At 40.3% G+C, this 16,873-nt stretch carries 18 protein-coding genes and 1 pseudogene; 11 read left to right on the top strand and 8 right to left on the bottom strand.

Translation table 11 applies throughout. The features are described from left to right. Positions 1–33: 33 nt before the first annotated feature. The 6 genes from A6755_RS22060 to A6755_RS22035 all read left to right on the top strand — a co-directional run bounded on the left by A6755_RS22060 (position 34) and on the right by A6755_RS22035 (position 5,533). Positions 34–1,113 carry a YkvI family membrane protein gene (locus A6755_RS22060; RefSeq protein ID WP_063591967.1) on the top strand — a complete coding sequence of 360 codons (1,080 nt, stop codon included), beginning with the start codon at positions 34–36 and terminating at the stop codon, positions 1,111–1,113. 163 nt (positions 1,114–1,276) lie between these two features. Further along, complete coding sequence (locus A6755_RS22055; protein ID WP_063591966.1) at positions 1,277–2,692, top strand: SpoVR family protein; 1,416 nt, start codon at positions 1,277–1,279, stop codon at positions 2,690–2,692. Between the two features lie 172 nt (positions 2,693–2,864). Next, positions 2,865–3,350: an arsinothricin resistance N-acetyltransferase ArsN1 family A gene (locus tag A6755_RS22050; RefSeq protein ID WP_063591965.1), complete on the top strand. Its 486-nt coding sequence runs from the start codon at positions 2,865–2,867 to the stop codon at positions 3,348–3,350. Positions 3,351–3,372: 22 nt separating this feature from the next. Then, complete coding sequence (locus A6755_RS22045; RefSeq protein WP_063591964.1) at positions 3,373–3,570, top strand: hypothetical protein; 198 nt, start codon at positions 3,373–3,375, stop codon at positions 3,568–3,570. Between the two features lie 71 nt (positions 3,571–3,641). Continuing rightward, positions 3,642–4,097 carry a MarR family winged helix-turn-helix transcriptional regulator gene (locus A6755_RS22040; protein WP_063591963.1) on the top strand — a complete coding sequence of 152 codons (456 nt, stop codon included), beginning with the start codon at positions 3,642–3,644 and terminating at the stop codon, positions 4,095–4,097. 59 nt (positions 4,098–4,156) lie between these two features. Further along, positions 4,157–5,533: an FAD-dependent oxidoreductase gene (locus A6755_RS22035; protein WP_134402172.1), complete on the top strand. Its 1,377-nt coding sequence runs from the start codon at positions 4,157–4,159 to the stop codon at positions 5,531–5,533. A 117-nt stretch (positions 5,534–5,650) separates the two neighbouring features. Here the strand turns inward: A6755_RS22035 and A6755_RS22030 are convergent, their stop codons facing one another. Next, positions 5,651–6,055 carry a DUF1259 domain-containing protein gene (locus A6755_RS22030; protein ID WP_063591961.1) on the bottom strand — a complete coding sequence of 135 codons (405 nt, stop codon included), beginning with the start codon at positions 6,053–6,055 and terminating at the stop codon, positions 5,651–5,653. 437 nt (positions 6,056–6,492) lie between these two features. Between A6755_RS22030 and A6755_RS22025 the strand changes: the two genes are divergently transcribed. From A6755_RS22025 to arsC, 3 genes and pseudogenes are all read left to right on the top strand, one after another. Next, complete coding sequence (locus A6755_RS22025; protein WP_063591960.1) at positions 6,493–6,834, top strand: ArsR/SmtB family transcription factor; 342 nt, start codon at positions 6,493–6,495, stop codon at positions 6,832–6,834. A gap of 17 nt (positions 6,835–6,851) precedes the next feature. Then, positions 6,852–8,151 (top strand): annotated as a pseudogene (locus A6755_RS22020) (arsenic transporter). A 32-nt stretch (positions 8,152–8,183) separates the two neighbouring features. Next, positions 8,184–8,603, top strand: a complete 420-nt coding sequence (gene arsC, locus A6755_RS22015; protein ID WP_063591959.1) for an arsenate reductase (thioredoxin) — start codon at positions 8,184–8,186, stop codon at positions 8,601–8,603. Between the two features lie 82 nt (positions 8,604–8,685). Here the strand turns inward: arsC and A6755_RS22010 are convergent, their stop codons facing one another. Next, positions 8,686–9,462 (bottom strand): SurA N-terminal domain-containing protein, encoded by a 777-nt coding sequence (locus A6755_RS22010; protein ID WP_063591958.1) that lies wholly within the window; start codon positions 9,460–9,462, stop codon positions 8,686–8,688. A 423-nt stretch (positions 9,463–9,885) separates the two neighbouring features. Between A6755_RS22010 and A6755_RS22005 the strand changes: the two genes are divergently transcribed. Then, positions 9,886–10,071 (top strand): hypothetical protein, encoded by a 186-nt coding sequence (locus tag A6755_RS22005; protein ID WP_063591957.1) that lies wholly within the window; start codon positions 9,886–9,888, stop codon positions 10,069–10,071. Between the two features lie 235 nt (positions 10,072–10,306). Here A6755_RS22005 and A6755_RS22000 read toward each other — a convergent pair whose 3' ends face one another. The 3 genes from A6755_RS22000 to A6755_RS21990 are packed head-to-tail and all read right to left on the bottom strand — an operon-like array spanning position 10,307 to position 12,747. Beyond that, the gene (locus A6755_RS22000; RefSeq protein WP_084738049.1) at positions 10,307–10,765 is read right to left on the bottom strand and encodes a TVP38/TMEM64 family protein; all 459 of its coding nucleotides are present in this window, start codon (positions 10,763–10,765) and stop codon (positions 10,307–10,309) included. A gap of 1 nt (position 10,766) precedes the next feature. Next, a complete protein-coding gene (locus A6755_RS21995) occupies positions 10,767–11,444 on the bottom strand; it encodes a response regulator transcription factor (protein ID WP_063591956.1) in 678 nt (225 codons plus the stop codon). Then, the gene (locus tag A6755_RS21990; RefSeq protein ID WP_347876804.1) at positions 11,422–12,747 is read right to left on the bottom strand and encodes a HAMP domain-containing sensor histidine kinase; all 1,326 of its coding nucleotides are present in this window, start codon (positions 12,745–12,747) and stop codon (positions 11,422–11,424) included. Before A6755_RS21990 ends, A6755_RS21995 begins: the two co-directional genes overlap by 23 nt. A gap of 1,023 nt (positions 12,748–13,770) precedes the next feature. On the opposite strand from A6755_RS21990, the gene chrS reads away from it, so the two are divergent. Then, complete coding sequence (gene chrS / locus A6755_RS21985) at positions 13,771–14,247, top strand: chromate efflux transcriptional regulator ChrS (protein WP_063591954.1); 477 nt, start codon at positions 13,771–13,773, stop codon at positions 14,245–14,247. A 35-nt stretch (positions 14,248–14,282) separates the two neighbouring features. On the opposite strand, the gene chrA is transcribed toward chrS, so the two are convergent. The 3 genes from chrA to A6755_RS21970 form a co-directional block, all read right to left on the bottom strand. Continuing rightward, complete coding sequence (gene chrA / locus A6755_RS21980; RefSeq protein ID WP_063591953.1) at positions 14,283–14,834, bottom strand: chromate efflux transporter ChrA; 552 nt, start codon at positions 14,832–14,834, stop codon at positions 14,283–14,285. Then, positions 14,834–15,421, bottom strand: a complete 588-nt coding sequence (gene chrB / locus A6755_RS21975) for a chromate efflux transporter ChrB (RefSeq protein WP_034315014.1) — start codon at positions 15,419–15,421, stop codon at positions 14,834–14,836. Before chrB ends, chrA begins: the two co-directional genes overlap by 1 nt. 424 nt (positions 15,422–15,845) lie before the next feature. Then, entirely contained in the window at positions 15,846–16,718 is an 873-nt protein-coding gene (locus tag A6755_RS21970; protein ID WP_063591952.1) for a DMT family transporter, read from the bottom strand. Positions 16,719–16,873: the final 155 nt, after the last annotated feature.

The raw sequence follows: 16,873 nt of genomic DNA, 5'->3' as shown, positions 1-16,873 counted from the left end.
CAGAATAATCATATAATTAGGGTGGTGTTTAATATGAAAAACAGTATTAATCTTGCAGGAGCATATATTGGAATCATCATTGGAGCAGGTTTCGCTTCAGGACAAGAAGTGTTACAGTTCTTCACGAGTTTTGGAATCTACAGTGTATTGGGAATTGTGGTGGCGACAGTTTTATTCGCGTTTTTGGGCATGCAAGTTACCCAGTTGGGGAGCACTCTCCAGACACGTTCCCATAAAAGCATCATCGATCATATTTGCGGCCGCTATATAGGCAGGGTGGTCGATATTATCATCACATTTTTCTTGTTTGGCGTTACAGTCATCATGATTGCCGGCTCCGGAACGATTTTTGAGGAACAATTCGGGATTCCAAGCATAGTCGGTGCAATCGTCATGACGGTGCTCACGATCGGTACGCTTTTACTTAATGTTAATAAAATAATGTCCATCATTAGTGCCGTTACACCGTTTTTATTCGTTATCATGATCATTATTTCAGGTTATTCATTTTTCACATCCAATCTAAGTTTCAATCAAATCATTTCATCTTCAAGTAAAGGAACGGCTGCAACCGGAAATTGGTTGATGGGTTCATTACTTTATGTTTCATATAATATGACTGCCGGAATTGCCATGCTGGCCGTAATGGGCGGGACCTTCAAGAATAAGAAACAGGCTGGAATGGGAGGAATTCTGGGAGGTATCGGATTGGGGATCCTGTTATTTTTGATCAATTTGGGGATGATGTCCGACTTGAAGGGCATAGAAGGCTCTGGTATGCCTACCCTTCATTTAGCGAATCAGATTTCTCCATGGTTGGGATATATCCTATCAATCATCCTTTTAGGAATGATTTATAATACAGCTGTCGGGATGCTGTATGCATTCACCGTCAGGCTGGTGCCTGCGGAAACGAAACGATTTAAATTATCCGTGATTATAGTCGGGATTCTCGCCTTCCTTGCAAGTTTCGTTGGCTTTATTAAATTGGTTGGGACGGTATACCCAATCACAGGATACTTAGGTTTTGTCATCATTACAGCGCTCATCATTACCTGGATCCGTTCAAAAATGAAAAAAGAGGCTGTGAATCCGGAATTAGCAAAATTTTAATATCTAAGGGATTGAGTGCAGAACTGCATGAAACATTTGGCCTGACATCTTCTTCATGGAGGTGTTTTTTTTCTGTTATCGAGGACCTTTACTCATGATCACGGCATTTTTCCTCCTTTTTTTCATACATTAGTTTAAAGGCGGAAGACAAGGGGGATATCGGATGAATGAAGCGGAGCAAAAGGCTCTGGAATATGCCATTAGTGAAATTACAGAAATAGCAACGGGGTTCGGGTTGGATTTTTACCCGATGCGCTATGAAATTTGCCCTTCAGAAATCATTTATACATTTGGTGCCTACGGGATGCCGACCCGTTTTTCTCATTGGAGCTTTGGAAAGCAATTTCATAAAATGAAGCTGCAGTACGACTTTGGATTAAGTAAAATCTATGAACTGGTCATTAACTCTGATCCTTGTTACGCTTTTCTGCTGGACTCCAATTCACTTGTACAAAATAAATTGATTGTTGCCCACGTTTTGGCACATTGTGACTTCTTTAAGAATAATATACGTTTCAATAATACCAAGAGGGATATGGTAGAAAGTATGTCGGCAACGGCAGAAAGAATCCGTGAATATGAAATCCTGCATGGCAAAAAGGAAGTGGAAACCTTCCTGGATGCACTTTTAGCCATTGAAGAACATATCGATCCGTCGCTGATGAGACCGAAGCTTGCCTGGACGATGGAAGATGAGGAAGAAGAAGAGGAAATAAAACCGACAGCCACACAATACGATGATTTATGGAATCTTGATAATAAGGATAAACCGCAGAAATCCAACATTAAAAAAAGAAAAAAATTCCCGCCAAGGCCAGAAAAGGATATTATGCTTTTCATAGAACAGTACAGCAGGGATTTAACCGATTGGCAGCGGGATATCATGACGATGATCAGGGAAGAGATGCTGTATTTCTGGCCGCAGCTGGAAACGAAAATCATGAACGAAGGCTGGGCATCCTACTGGCATCAGCGCATTATCCGTGAATTGGATCTATCCTCAGGGGAAGCCATTGAATTCGCGAAACTGAACGCAGGTGTCGTGCAGCCTTCACGGACCAGCATCAATCCTTATTATCTTGGATTGAAAGTGCTTGAAGATATTGAAGAACGCTATGATAATCCGACCGAAGAAATGATCAGGCTCGGCGTCAAGCCAGGATCTGGCCGGGAAAAGATGTTCGAGGTCAGGGAAATCGAATCGGATATATCCTTTCTCCGCAATTATTTGACGAAGGACCTGGTCATGCGGGAGGATATGTACCTATTCCAAAAACAGGGCAAGGATTATAAAATCGTCGATAAGACATGGGAACATGTTCGTGATCAACTCGTGAGCATGAGGGTTAACGGAGGTTTCCCTTATATCACAGTTAACGATGGGGACTTCATGCGTAATGGGGAACTTTATCTAAAACATTGGTATGAAGATATTGAGCTGGATCTGAAATATCTCGAAAAAGTCATGCCATATATCCATCAGCTTTGGGGCCGCTCCGTGCATATGGAATCTGTCATAGAAGGAAAAGAAGTACTGTTTTCCTATGATGGAAAAGGCATTCACCGGAAATATTTATAAAACTGATAAAACTGCCGGTCACTCGGCAGTTTTCTTGTTTCAAGCACTTTTATTCGTATAGTGATCCTTTCTATAAAAAACCAAAATATTTGTAATTTGCAACTATTGATGTTATAAATCGACTAAGAATATTAAAAAAATCATTTGGCAAACGAAAGGAGAAAGGTATGTAATGATCATTCGTGAAGCGATTGAAACAGACTTGGACTCGGTCAAAGATATATACAATCAGGGGATTGAGGATAAAATTGCCACGTTGGAAACGGAAACGAAGGATCAAGCCTACATGGAGGAATGGTTTACCAAGCATATCGGGCGATATAAGCTGATTGTCGCCGAGCAAGATGGGGAAATTGTCGGTTGGGCTTCCTTGAACCAATATAACAGCCGTAATGCTTATAACGGAGTTGCCGATTTATCCGTATATATCTCGAGAGATCATCGAGGAAAAGGGATTGGCGGTTTATTGCTGCAATCCATCGAAAAGCACGCAAAAGAAAATGACTTCCATAAGATTGTGTTATTCACTTTTCCCTTTAACCAGATTGGGCAAGGATTGTACAGAAAACGGGGGTATAGAGAAGTGGGAGTGTTTAAGAACCAGGGAATATTAGACGGTGAATTTGTCGATGTGATGGCTATGGAGAAATTACTGTAAACAATTAGGGGGTAGGGGTATTATGACAGTGAACCATTCAAGCGTATTGTCTGTCAGTTATTTTGATGCCTATTTCAAACTTGTTTTATCATCGCGTGAACCTATGGCGGATAATGCAAAGAAATACATCGAAAAGAATTTTTTCAAAGGAGAAGCGTGCTATTACGGCGAGGAAACTCACCGAAATTTCATGACGGCTTTTAACAAGCTAAAAGGATAAATAAAAAATAATTGAATCAAATAGTTGCAAAATGCAAATAATTAGCGTATAAATAAAGCGAGGTGAAAGTAATGGAAAATGAAAACCTTAGAGGTCTCTTCCAACTCTTGACAAGACGGTTTGGATTATTAAATAAAAATTGCTGTAGCGCTGATGGAATTGAAATTTCACTCGTTCAAAGCCATATCCTGTATGAAATACATCGACAAAACAAAGCTTCCATCCAGCAAATTGCAGAAACCCTAGGAACGGACATTACGACGTTCAGCCGACAAATCCAATCCCTGATAAAATTGAATTTGATCACAAAAAAGCAAGATGCTGAAGATCGGAGAATTTCCATCCTTTCTTTGACCGAAGAAGGAATGAAGGTCAATCAAACTATCGATCAGCAAATGAATGAATACTTGAATGAGGTCTTCAAGACGATGAATGAGTTTGAAAAGGAATCCGTCGTGCGTTCCCTGAAATTGCTTAATGATAAAATGCTGAAGTCTTCCGTATGCTGTACTACTCCTTGGGGGTAGTATATTTTTCGACAATACTTGCAAATTACAACTTTTTTAAGGGGATTTAGGAGGGAATAATGATGGATCAATTTGATAAAAGTGCATTACCCGTAGCGATTATAGGAGGAGGTCCTGTGGGGCTGGCCACGGCCGCTCATTTACTGAAAAAAGGGGAGAAGTTTATCGTTTTGGAAGCAGGCGACTCGGTTGGTTCGAGTATGCTGGAGTGGGGACATGTTCGCATGTTTTCCCCATGGCAGTATAACATTGATCAAGCAGCAAAGGAATTACTGGAGAACGCAGGATGGACGTCACCTGACGAAGAAGCTTTGCCAACAGGTCGTGAACTGGTAGAAGAGTACCTTCTGCCTTTAAGTAACCTTCCAGAAATAAAAGAACAGGTCATGTTGCAGGCAAAAGTAGTCGGAGTTGCCAAAAAGGCTCACGATAAATTAAAAACAGGAAAACGGGACACGGTTCCCTTTCAACTCTATGTAGAAGTGAATGGTGACACAACAGTTATTGAAGCGAAAGCGGTCATTGATTCATCAGGTACTTGGACCAATCCAAACCCCATCCTTTCAAATGGAATTTGGACGAATGCGGAGAGACAATTACACAATCAAATCCACTATGGCATTCCTAACGTCGAACAATTAGAAAACAGATATCAAAATAAAACCACCGTGGTGATCGGGAGTGGTCATTCTGCCATAAATGCTCTATTGGACCTTGCAACTTTACAGCAGAAATTTACGGATACCAAGATTTACTGGGTTCTTCGTAAAAAACAGATTCATGAAGTGTACGGCGGGCAAGAAAACGACGGCTTGGCCGCTCGTGGAGAGTTGGGCATAAGAATTCAGCAATTAGTTGAGTCTGGACGAATCAATATTTTTACTCCCTTTCATATTAACGGAGTGTATCCAACAAACGGTAAAATCACTGTCACGGGAGAACTGAACGGGGAAGAATTCACACTCGGCGATATCGAGGAAATCGTTGTGAGTACGGGTTTTAGACCAGATATATCCTTTTTAAATGAAATAAGGATTAACCTTGACTCAGCTGTCGAAAGCATAAACGCGCTTGCTCCGCTTATTGATCCCAATATTCATAGTTGTGGAACGGTGAGACCGCATGGTGAACAAGAGTTACGGCACCCAGAAAAGAATTTTTACATTGTTGGGATGAAGAGTTATGGAAGAGCACCTACATTCTTACTGGCAACAGGCTACGAACAAGTCCGTTCCGTGGTGGCTTATCTCACAGGGGATGTAGAGGGGGCAAAAGAAGTACACTTGGAACTGCCTGAAACAGGAGTTTGCAGTGTGAATTTAACATCTAGCACATGTGACTCTGATACTCCAGCAACTAAAACTAAGGATGGTTCTTGCTGTGGCAGCCCCGTTCTAGCGAGATTGGAAATGAAAAATAATTCCTGTTGTGAATGAAATAGAAGGACCAGTCTGAAACAGGCTGGTCTTTTTACATTATAATTTTTATTTCAAGATGTACTATGAAATTATTTTTGGAGCTGATTTCAGCTCCTGATTAAATTGTTTTTCAAATTAACCTTTTAAAACTTTGAATGCTTCCCGAACTTTTCGAGCAAATTCCAGTGGTGGTTCGATTGATTCAAAATGCATATACATGGCTCTAGGGTTTTCAAACAACCAGTGATTATGAACTGCTGTTACAATAAGGTCCCTTTTTCTTAATTCTGTTAACAATGGATTTACCTCGGCTTGAAGTAGAACTGTTTCACCTAGATTTAGTGCATTTCCTTTACTATCTAAATTCTCAAAGGTGAAAAATTGAGGGTTCACTAACGGTGAATTAGTTCTCCTTCCAAGTATTTTAAATGGTATGTCTCTAAATCTTTGAACTAGACATACTCCGTTCATAAAACTTGCATCACCGTCAAGAATCCTTGCAAATTCACTACATAAATCCCTTTTTGAGTCGTTACCCATAATATTCACTCCTTATAATATAAAACCATTTGTACCCTTAAGTAATCTGGTTTTATTGTATGAGAGTGGATTATTTAAGATTGGGCAAATGAGGGGAAATAACAAACCTTATTTGGGTCAATTCATAAAAACACTTACTTATTTTATATAGTAAGCACGATATCTTTTCATTTTTATTTTTTGACATGAAAAAATTTTGCAAACAATTTATAAATAAATTTCCTGAATTTTTGCCTGTCTTAATGAACTATCCTGCACGTTAATTCATCCAGATAATCAACAACACCCTTTATGAAACATCTTTAAGCAGACTAAAATTTAAAATTATATTGCTGAATATTTAATGGTTGATTAAATAAGAATATGCTTATACAATAATGTTGAATAATCACATAAGCATATACTTATTTAATTTGGGCCAGGAGGGATGAAAGGCAATGAATGGGGCGTTGGATATAGAAACCACGGCAAACATTCTTAAATTATTAGGCGATAAAACCCGTTTGACCATGATTAAGATCATGTCTGAGCATGAATGCTGTGTCTGTGAATTTGTGGATCTATTCGAGATGAGCCAGCCGGCTATAAGCCAACATTTACGAAAGTTGAAAGATAGCGGAATTGTGAATGAAGCGAGAAGGGGACAATGGATATTCTACTCGTTAAACCAAACATCCTCGTATTACTCATTTATTCAAACGGTCATCAAGGACTTGCCGAGTCAAAACTTTAAATTAGAAGAATTAACAGCACAAGGAAAACGGATTTGTTGTGACTAACGAGGAGGAGAACATCAGTGGGTACAGTTATATTAGCTAGTATCATCTTTTTGCTGACGTTGACATTCGTCATCTGGCAACCCAAGGGATTGTCAATCGGCTGGTCAGCATGCGGGGGGGGCGGTACTTGCCTTACTATTTGGGGTTGTTGACTTCAACGATGTAATTACTGTTACAGGTATTGTATGGAACGCGACGTTGGCGTTCATTGCTATTATCATTATTTCTTTGATTTTGGATGAAATTGGTTTCTTTGAATGGGCAGCCCTGCATATGGCTAGAGCGGCTAAGGGAAATGGAGTAAGGATGTTTGTGTATGTGAGCATTCTCGGTGCTCTAGTCGCTGCGTTCTTTGCAAATGACGGAGCGGCTCTCATTTTAACTCCGATTGTATTGGCGATGGTTCGAAACTTGAAGTTAGAAGAGAGAATGATCTTCCCATTTATCATCGCGAGTGGGTTTATTGCAGACACTACATCCTTACCGCTTGTGGTAAGTAATCTGGTCAACATTGTTTCTGCTGACTTTTTTGATATCGGGTTTATTGAGTTCGCATCTAGAATGATCGTTCCCAATCTGTTTTCATTAGTAGCAAGCATCCTGGTATTATTTTTGTACTTCAGAAAGAGCATTCCGAAGAATTATGATATGGCTCAATTGAAGAAGCCAGTCGATGCCATTCGGGATGTGAAAATGTTTCGCCTGTCTGGGATTGTTTTAGGCATTCTGTTGGTAGGCTACTTTATCAGTGAATTTTTGAACATTCCTGTATCCTTCATTGCAGGTGTTATCGCCATATTCTTCTTGTTTATGGCAAGACGAAGTCCAGCTGTAAATACCAAGACCGTTGTAAAGGGCGCACCATGGGCGATTGTGTTTTTCTCCATTGGAATGTATGTCGTGGTGTATGGATTGAGAAACGTTGGATTGACGAACATTTTAGCTGACCTTATACAAGTAACAGCTGATCAAGGATTATTCGCTGCTACTGTCGGGATGGGCTTCATCGCAGCCATTCTTTCATCGCTTATGAATAACATGCCGACGGTCATGATAGACGCTCTTGCCATTTCCGACACCCATACGACAGGCGCAATCAGGGAGGCACTTATTTATGCAAATGTCATCGGTTCGGACTTGGGCCCGAAAATTACACCGATCGGTTCTTTGGCTACGTTATTGTGGCTGCATGTCCTTTCATTAAAAGGCGTGAAAATCTCATGGGGAACTTACTTTAAAACGGGAATCATCTTAACCATCCCTACATTGTTCATCACATTGGCCGGCTTATATATATGGCTGCAAATTATTCATTAAACCTTACTTTACAAACAAAGGAGAGAAACCGCATGGCTAAGAAAACGCTATACTTTTTATGTACTGGCAATTCTTGCAGAAGCCAAATGGCAGAAGCATGGGGGAAGAAATATTTAGGTGACGAATGGCAAGTGCTTAGTGCAGGAATCGAGGCCCATGGGTTAAATCCCAAAGCAGTAAAAGCAATGAATGAAGTTGGATTGGACATCTCCAATCAAACATCGGATATCATTGACCCAGATATATTGAATAATGCTGATTTTGTCGTTACATTATGTGGCGATGCGGCTGACAAATGTCCTATGACACCACCGCATGTGAGACGTGAACATTGGGGCTTTGATGACCCGGCAAAAGCGGAAGGAACAAATGAAGAGAAATGGGCAACCTTCCAACGTGTTCGAGATGAAATAGGTGAAAGAATTGCACGTTTCTCTAGAACTGGTGAATAAATAATTGAAAAGCCGTGGGTGTTAGCAGGCGGACCAAAGACCATAAAGAAAGAGCTGCCAAAATCGGCAGCTCTTTTCATCATTAAATCTTAATATCGACTTTAGCATTTTTCTGAAGTTCTTCGACATGCTTCACAAGCTTTTCTTGTTTCTTTTGCTGCTCTAGTTGTTCCTTGATTTGCGGCTTCATTTCTTCGAGTTTCTGTACCTTCTGTCCGCTTGTTTTAGCTTGCTCCGCAACCTGGTCGTAATACTTTTGGATTTCTTCATCAGTTGCTTCTTCTACTTTAATCTCTTTTTCAACGTACTTCGTATATGGGATGTTCTCTGCGATCTGGGCATTCAGCATTTCCGAATTCAGACCTGCTTGTTTCAATGCCGCCTTGAATTTCTCTTCACTCTCATATTGCTTCTTGATTTCGGAAAGTTGCTTTTCAATTTCAGCCTTGGAAGCTGTGTAGCCCTTTTTATCAGCTGCTTGAAGCAGCAATTTTTGCCCCACTAAAGAGTTGAGCGTTTGCTCTTTAATTTGTTTGGCGCCCTCCTTGGATGTTGGGTCTTGTCCGAATTGCTGCATCTGCATTTGTGTGGTGGATAACACGGTATTATATTCCGCACCTGAAATTTTTTCGTCATTGACGATGGCTACCGTTTTCTTTTCATCCACCTTTTGCTTGTCCAGTTTCTTCTTCATTTCTTCCATCTGTTTTTGCTGTTCCTCAGTTGCTTTAGCCGTTTCTTTCTCAGTTGTTTTAGTCTCTTTCTCGTCATTTTTCTTATCAGCTTCATCGTTCGAACCACAAGCCGTTAGAACAACTGCCAATAATCCAATGATGATTGGGTACAATAGTTTCTTCATATTTCAGTCTCCTCTCGTATTCAATGCTAAAAAATCATCTAATGCGCATTATAAAGGAATTTCCCATTAAAACACAATAAATTCATTCTTTTTTCCAGAAAACAGGAAGATAGTATAGGCATCATCTCATTATATAAGTGTAACATTCGCGGAAATGAACCCATTTACCCTTCGTCATGCAATATGCTTAAAGGAAAGCGAAGGCTGATCCTGGTACAGTCAGAAACTTGTCATCTATCCCTTACTCACAAAACATGCTTAGTAACCATTGTATATAAAACTTGTATGGTATTATATACCTTATCATCCGGATATAGTTCATTTAACCTATCTTTCAAATCGTGCACGGAGTGAGCCGTGACAATGAGAATAGTGACTAAGAGACAGAGTTGGAAATCCAGCAGATTACTGGAGGTATAGATTTTGAAAGGGAATTCAAGGCTGCCATGCGAATTGGCAGGGTATTCCAGGAACAGCATCATTGGGTTCAAAGTGGAACAAAAAGGAAAGCATTTCGACCCATCCATCGTGATGTCTTTCTTTTGCCATTTTGATGAAAAGGCGGCGCAGAAAAAAGGCTGCGATACCGTTCGCAGCACAGGGATATAGTAAATTGCGAACTCGTCGCCTTCTGGATCTGGTCGTTAACCCTTGGAGATAAAGGGTTAACGATTCTTGAAAAAAATAAGGAGTTTGTAAAATGGTAAATGAATCGATTCAATTTACCAAAAAAATAGTGAAGCTCCTTACTCCCTTTCTTTTTTCTTATTTCTATTAAGATAATAAACGACTGAGATTACGAGAATCAACAGTATCAAAACAATCCTTAAATCGTCCGATGCCTTCAATACCTCTGTGTTACCGAATATGCCTCGACAAGGAGGGAGGGCAGTTTTCCGATGGATGTCGCGAGGAAGAAAATCATCATTCCCGTCCTGCTTAAAGCTGCTGTAAGGTTGATTGCGCCGGATGGTATAAAGGGAAGGAGCCTAAGCATCAGGATCACCCAAAATGCATGAAACCCTTGTGACTTTTGCAGCTTCTTGACCCACCGGTTCTTCATGAACTTGGGTTTGAATGTTTGAAAGCCCTTTCGATATAACCAAAAGCTGACCACTGCACCGGCAATTTCCCCTATGTAAGAAAGGATCAATCCCTTTTCAAATCCAAATACGCTGATATTGGCGGCCGTGATGAATACACTTGGAATAAAACCAAGCACGCTGATCAATATATTGAATACTAAACTTACAGCAATGGAGAAAGGGCCGCTGGATAGTAATGCCTCAGAAATGAAATCCATATCAATCCCCAGAACTCCATTTATACCCGATGCCCCAGACCGTTTTCAAATGTTGATCTGCTGGAAAACCGGCATGACGCAATTTCTCTCTAATATTTCGAATATGGGAATCGATTGTCCGATCTTCGGTATCCGTTTTAAATCCCCATATGGTCGAAAGCAGGTGGTCTCTGGAATACACTTGGTCTGGGGATTTTAAAAACAAGCACAGCAGTGAGAACTCTTTCGGTGTAAATGGAATTGTTTTGGTATCATATTGTGCTTCATAAGCGGATTCATTTAATTTTAGCCCCCTAAAGGTCAAAGAATCATCCTGATTGTACACCCGCCGCGTCACTGCTTCGATTCTGGCAAGTAAAACATCTTCATGAAAGGGTTTCGTAATATAATCATCTGCACCCTTTTTCAACCCTTTCACCATTTCTTGTGCAGCATCCCGAGCGGTGAGCATGATTATGGGAATGCTGGAAAATGCGCGGATCCTCTCGCACGTTTCCCACCCATCCATCTCAGGCATCATTACATCAAGAAGTACTATGTCCGCATGTTCACGCGCTAAGAACTGTAAGGCTTCAAGCCCAGATTTCATCTTCAGGCATGTATATCCGTGAGGCTTAATGTATAGCTCTAATAGATCAAGCATTCTCTGTTCATCATCAACCAGAACTACTGTCTTCATTTGTTATCTCCTTAAATGTGATAGTGAAGCACGTTCCTTGCTCCAAATTGCTTTTAACCGAAATGGTTCCACCTTGTATCTCCACTAATTGCTTGACGATGGAGAGCCCCAATCCGAAACCGCCGGTATCTCTGGCGCGTGATTTCTCGACACGATATAAACGATCAAAGATATGGGGGACATCTTCAGGTGGAATGCCAACCCCTTGATCGATTATGGAGATGGAAATCCAGCCATTGCATTCAGTGGCATTGATGGTGGTGACTGTATATTCGTTCGAGTACTTCAACGCATTATCCAACAGGTTAAGAATGACTTGCTCAAACCGTGAGGGATCTATATCTATAAATAAATCATCCTTGCATTCCAGATTCAATTGAATTCTTTCATTTGCAAAAGCCGGTAACACTTTTTCATGAATGTTTTGCAGGAATGAAGAGAGCTGAACGATTTCTTTTGATATGGTGAATGTATTTACATCCATTCTAGCCATATTGAATAGTTCGTCCAATAATTTGTTTAATCGTTCGGATTCATCATGGATGATCTCTAAGTATCTTGTTCGTTCTGATGCATCCAAATCTTTCCGGCGGGTTATATCAGCGTATCCTTTGATATAAGTTAGCGGCGTGCGCAGTTCATGGGAGATACTTGCCAAAAATTCATTGCGTTCCTTCTTTAAATAGTTCAATTCATTAGCCAAGCTTTGAATGGATTGGGCAAGCTCCCCGAGTTCATCATGTGATCGTACCGGCACAGCCACTGAAAAATTCCCTTTGCTGAGTTTGGTTGTCGCTTCCTTCATCGAAATAAGCGGTCTAGTCAAAGCCTTTGATAGAAAATAGATGGTGATAAGCATGAATAAAAGGAGCAATGCAGTCGCAAAAAGGAAATGCCTATTCAATTGTGCGATTAAATCCTTAACATCTCTAGTATCTTTGAACATATAAACATAGCCTTTATTTTCTTTATCACTGATAAATGGCGTAACGGTGGCTATATATCTTTCATCCTTCCAACTTGATTGGAGGACCATACCTTTTCGGGGTACTTGCGGGATCTTTTTTGCCAAGATTTTGTTCATTCCCCCATTTACCTTTGCGGAAGATATCAGAATATCTCCTCTAGTGTTCGTAATCACGACATCTGTATCGGTATGGTATTCCATCAGTCCGATATGCTTAAGGGTAGAGTCGGAATACGTGATTTCCAACACATCACGATGACTATTGCCACGGGCCTTCAGTGATTCCAATTCTTGATTGATACGGGAATGGATCACTTTATTATGCAAGTAAATCATGGAGACGGTTTCCATTAAAAAAATGCAAATAAATATAGATAGTCCGAGTTTAAAGGAGATTTTCAGGATTATTCACCTTCTTATTGAATAAAGTCAGTTTAGCGAGAAAGTATGAAGAAAGTATGCAGTTTTTTCAATTTCTTCGCATCTATTAAACAACGATAATCCGAATGATGACTTGTTGCAAGAGAGACAATCCGTTTAATGGGCCAAAACTGTCACTTTTTTAAGTCCTGTGCAGGGGGGAATCAGGTTGTATTTAGCCACTCCTCCCAATAAACATATACGTAGGATTGCTATGCGGCAACCGTGAAAAAACATAATTTTCCACGCGAAACCATTAAACATAACACTTTTCGAAGTTGTTACTAATTATTCATATAGAACTTATTTTAATTACACCTCTAACGAATGGAAACTGCCGTGAAAATGGACCGTTTCTTTATTTAGTTTATACAAAATGTTTTGTATTAAGGAAACATTTTGTCGTGAATGAATACTATGTAAAAAAGGAGCTGATCCATATGAATTGTACAAACCGTACACAGAAAAAAATAATGGCATATTCCGCATTATTCAAAAAAATGGGCATTATCAATGATGAGGAATACAAAAATATCGCAAAGACCTTTCAATCAAAGGGTTGAGGAAGTGTCCCTTGGATATTCATAAACTTTTATCCTGCAGTATACGGTCTGTAAAACCCCCGCCTTTCAATCTTAGAAAAGGAGGGGGACTGCAGACTATTAGGATATCAAGGAAGTGTGGGCGATGTTGTCAATTTGTCCGGTTCTAAGTCTATCGATCTTTTTGGCGGCTGCACCCAGCTGGTTGAATTGATGCACCTTAAGTTTGAAAACTACATAAACGATGGACATTTCTTGGCAAGTAGGAGGTAGTTCATTGAAAAGGGATACTAAAAAATTTCTTTCTTCGTTATAAGAAGTGAGTAGGAAGATTGTTGTGATACGATGGTGTTCTCTGCGATAATGGAGTAAAGAAATTGAAAAGGAGTTACGTAAGATGGCGGAGGACTTTAAGATTCCCAGCTTGAAAGTTGATGAGATCGATAAGAAAATCATATCGGTTTTACATGAAGATGCACGAATTTCATATACCGACTTAGCGAAGAAAGTGGAGCTTTCCAGAGTTGCGGTTCAGATGAGAATTAATCATCTAGTTGAAAAGGGTGTGATCGAGAGGTTCACTGCGGTCATAAATCCAGCTAAAGTCGGCATCCATGTTTCGGCATTCTTTAACGTGGAGGTTGAGCCAAAATATCTAGAATCGGTCGCACAGCAATTAGAAAGTGAACCGGCTGTTACGAGTTTATATCATATGACCGGTCCGAGTAAACTCCATATGCACGGAATCTTTACTGATAATCAAGAGATGGAACGCTTTCTTAATGAGAAACTGTATGCGGTCGTCGGTGTTGTCAGCGTTGATTGCCAAATTCTCATTAAACGTTATAAAAGCCGGATGGGCATGAAGCTTTAATAAAAAAATCCCCCTATACAGGCGGATTTTTTTATTTATGTGAGCGGGATGATAAAGCCGCCATACGCAAAGGCAAGAATGATTACGAATGCAGGGTGGATCTTGAATTTACCTAAAGCCAAGAAGGCCAATCCAGCGATGAAGACTGAATGGATGTAGCCGATGGACCCGACCGCGTCCGCGGCCATATTCCAGGTGAGCAATAACATCATGATCGCGATCACTGGCTGTACAAGTAGTGACATGCCTTTTACGATAGGCGATTGCTTGTATTTTCGAAGGATCTTTAATAGATATATCAAAGCCACAGCTGAAGGGATGATCGTGCCTGCCAATGCAGCTATAAATCCTGGCCAGCCATATACATCATATCCGACATATGCGGCTATTTTCGTGGCGATGGGTCCAGGGAGTGAATTTCCTAACGCGAGCATTTGTGAGAACTCGGTATTATCAAGCCAGCCATAACGGGTGACGATTTGATCATACATAAGCGGAATCGAAGCTGGACCTCCGCCGTAACCAAGAATATTGGCAATGAAAAACGCTAGAAAAACAGCAACTCCTATTGGGATAATAATACCCATTAAGCGGATTCCTCCTTCCTATCAGTCTTTTTATTTTTCAATCTATCCTTTAATTTATAATGAAACGCCCCATATAAAAGAAACATCATAATGACGATACCCGGATGCAGGGAAATGACCTGCAGAAGCAAAAAGGAAATCGCAAAAAAGGTGATTCCGAGCACCTTTCCTAACCCTTTTACCGCCTTTTCGCCAAACTCATAAGCCATTTGACCAAGCATGACAGCGACAACCGGCATGACAGCAGCGATCATATTACTGATCATTGCCGAATTACTTAGAACATTAATGAACGCAATCAAGAAAACCATTGCAATGCATGAAGGTAATACGTGAGCCGCCACACTTACGATGGCTCCCGGCCAGCCTTTTAATTTATAACCAAGATATGCTGCCATCTTCGTGGCAATCGGTCCAGGGAGTGTATTGGCAATCGCCAATGTGTCCCCGAATTCATCATCGTCAAGCCAGTGATAACGGGAAACTGCTTCGTGGCGGATGAGCGGGATGACAGACGGCCCGCCGCCGAATCCTAATATCCCCGTTCTCATCATTCCAATCGTCAATTCCGTATATGGATTTTTCAAAAACGACCCCTCCTTTGTTATAAAATTCAGCATTCATTTCCAAGATTATGAATTAATGATAACAAAAATTCTTTCGAAATGTACATGAAATTATGATAATAATTACGTAATGAATGTATTTTAGGGGATTTTCGATATAATGGGTTGAAATAAACAAAAGAAAGTATCTTTTTGCCTTGAGGAAGGAAGTTTGGATTACATTAGACAAACAAGCTAGTATAATGCTATTCACTCTAGTGCGATGGGTTATTGGATTCCGCCTTATTAAAGGGGGATAAGAAGGAGAAATTATAAACAAAAAAACAACTTTTCTGCAAGCCCCCTTTTTTAAACCTAAAAAAGAACCTTATAGGCAGCCTGTTTCAGAGTGACTGCTCTATAAGGTACATTTTTTAATATATAATTCTAATAAATTTAATGTGGGTCATTCTTCCCGAATGACTAATAGCACACCGATGAAAATTAAGATTGTACCGATCCAAAAGGACAAGCCGATTTGTTCACCTAGTATTAACCAACCTAAAAAAGTACCGACTATAGGCTGTAAAAAGAAAAATAGTCCGCCACTTGAAGCGGTAAGCATTTGCAGTCCGCGATTCCACAGTAAAAAGGCACATGCTGTTGAAATAACGCCCAAGTATAGAAGGCCGCCCCATATGGATGGATGCATGATGGCTTGAAAGTCAAGCTCATCCAATCGACTAATCGTAAAAGGGGTTAAAAGGACAATTGCCACAAGCACGGCATAGGTCGTTAAAACAATTTGTGAATATTGCCCAGGTACACGTTTGATTAGAACAGACATAAGGGCCCAAGTTAACGCAGCAATAAGCAGTGATACGCCCCCAAGTTGGTGAGATGAGCCAATATGGGCATTTCCGACAATGATACCGACACCGATTGTCGCTAAAATAACAGAAATTGATTTTTTAAAAGTGATCTTTTCTTTTAAAATGATCCGTGCAAATATCACCATGAACGCAGGTGTTGTTGAAGTAATGATGGCTCCCATTTGCGCAGAAGAAAGTAGCGTGCCAACTTCCTGGGTTACGATGGAAATGGTGTTTCCAACAAGTCCTATAATGAAAACCAAAAGCCAGTCCCGTTTGTCGATCCGCCAAGATTGTTTTGTTATAAAACCAATTGTCAGCAATGCTAAAATCGCAATTACATATCGTAAAAATACTAATTCAAGTGGCGGAACAACGTCTACCACAACTTTTACCACAACATACATCCCGCCCCAAATGCTGGCAGCGAGTGATAAATATAAAGAACCTAATATAGTGTTTTTCATTTTTGTACCCTCCGTTTTAACTAAACATTCCAGTCCCTAACGGAGATGCAAGTTTTCTGCCGTTAAGGAAGAATAACTGCAGGTACATCATTTTCGAATAGTGGTGACCACAACATCAGCTTTCAGCTCACTTTCCAAAAATATTTATTTTCAAT

The sequence above is a fragment of the Peribacillus frigoritolerans genome (genome assembly GCF_001636405.1).
Classification (GTDB): Bacteria; Bacillota; Bacilli; order Bacillales; family DSM-1321; genus Peribacillus; species Peribacillus frigoritolerans.
Note: the sequence above shows the minus strand (reverse complement) of the source record. Positions and strands in the feature narration are given on the sequence as shown.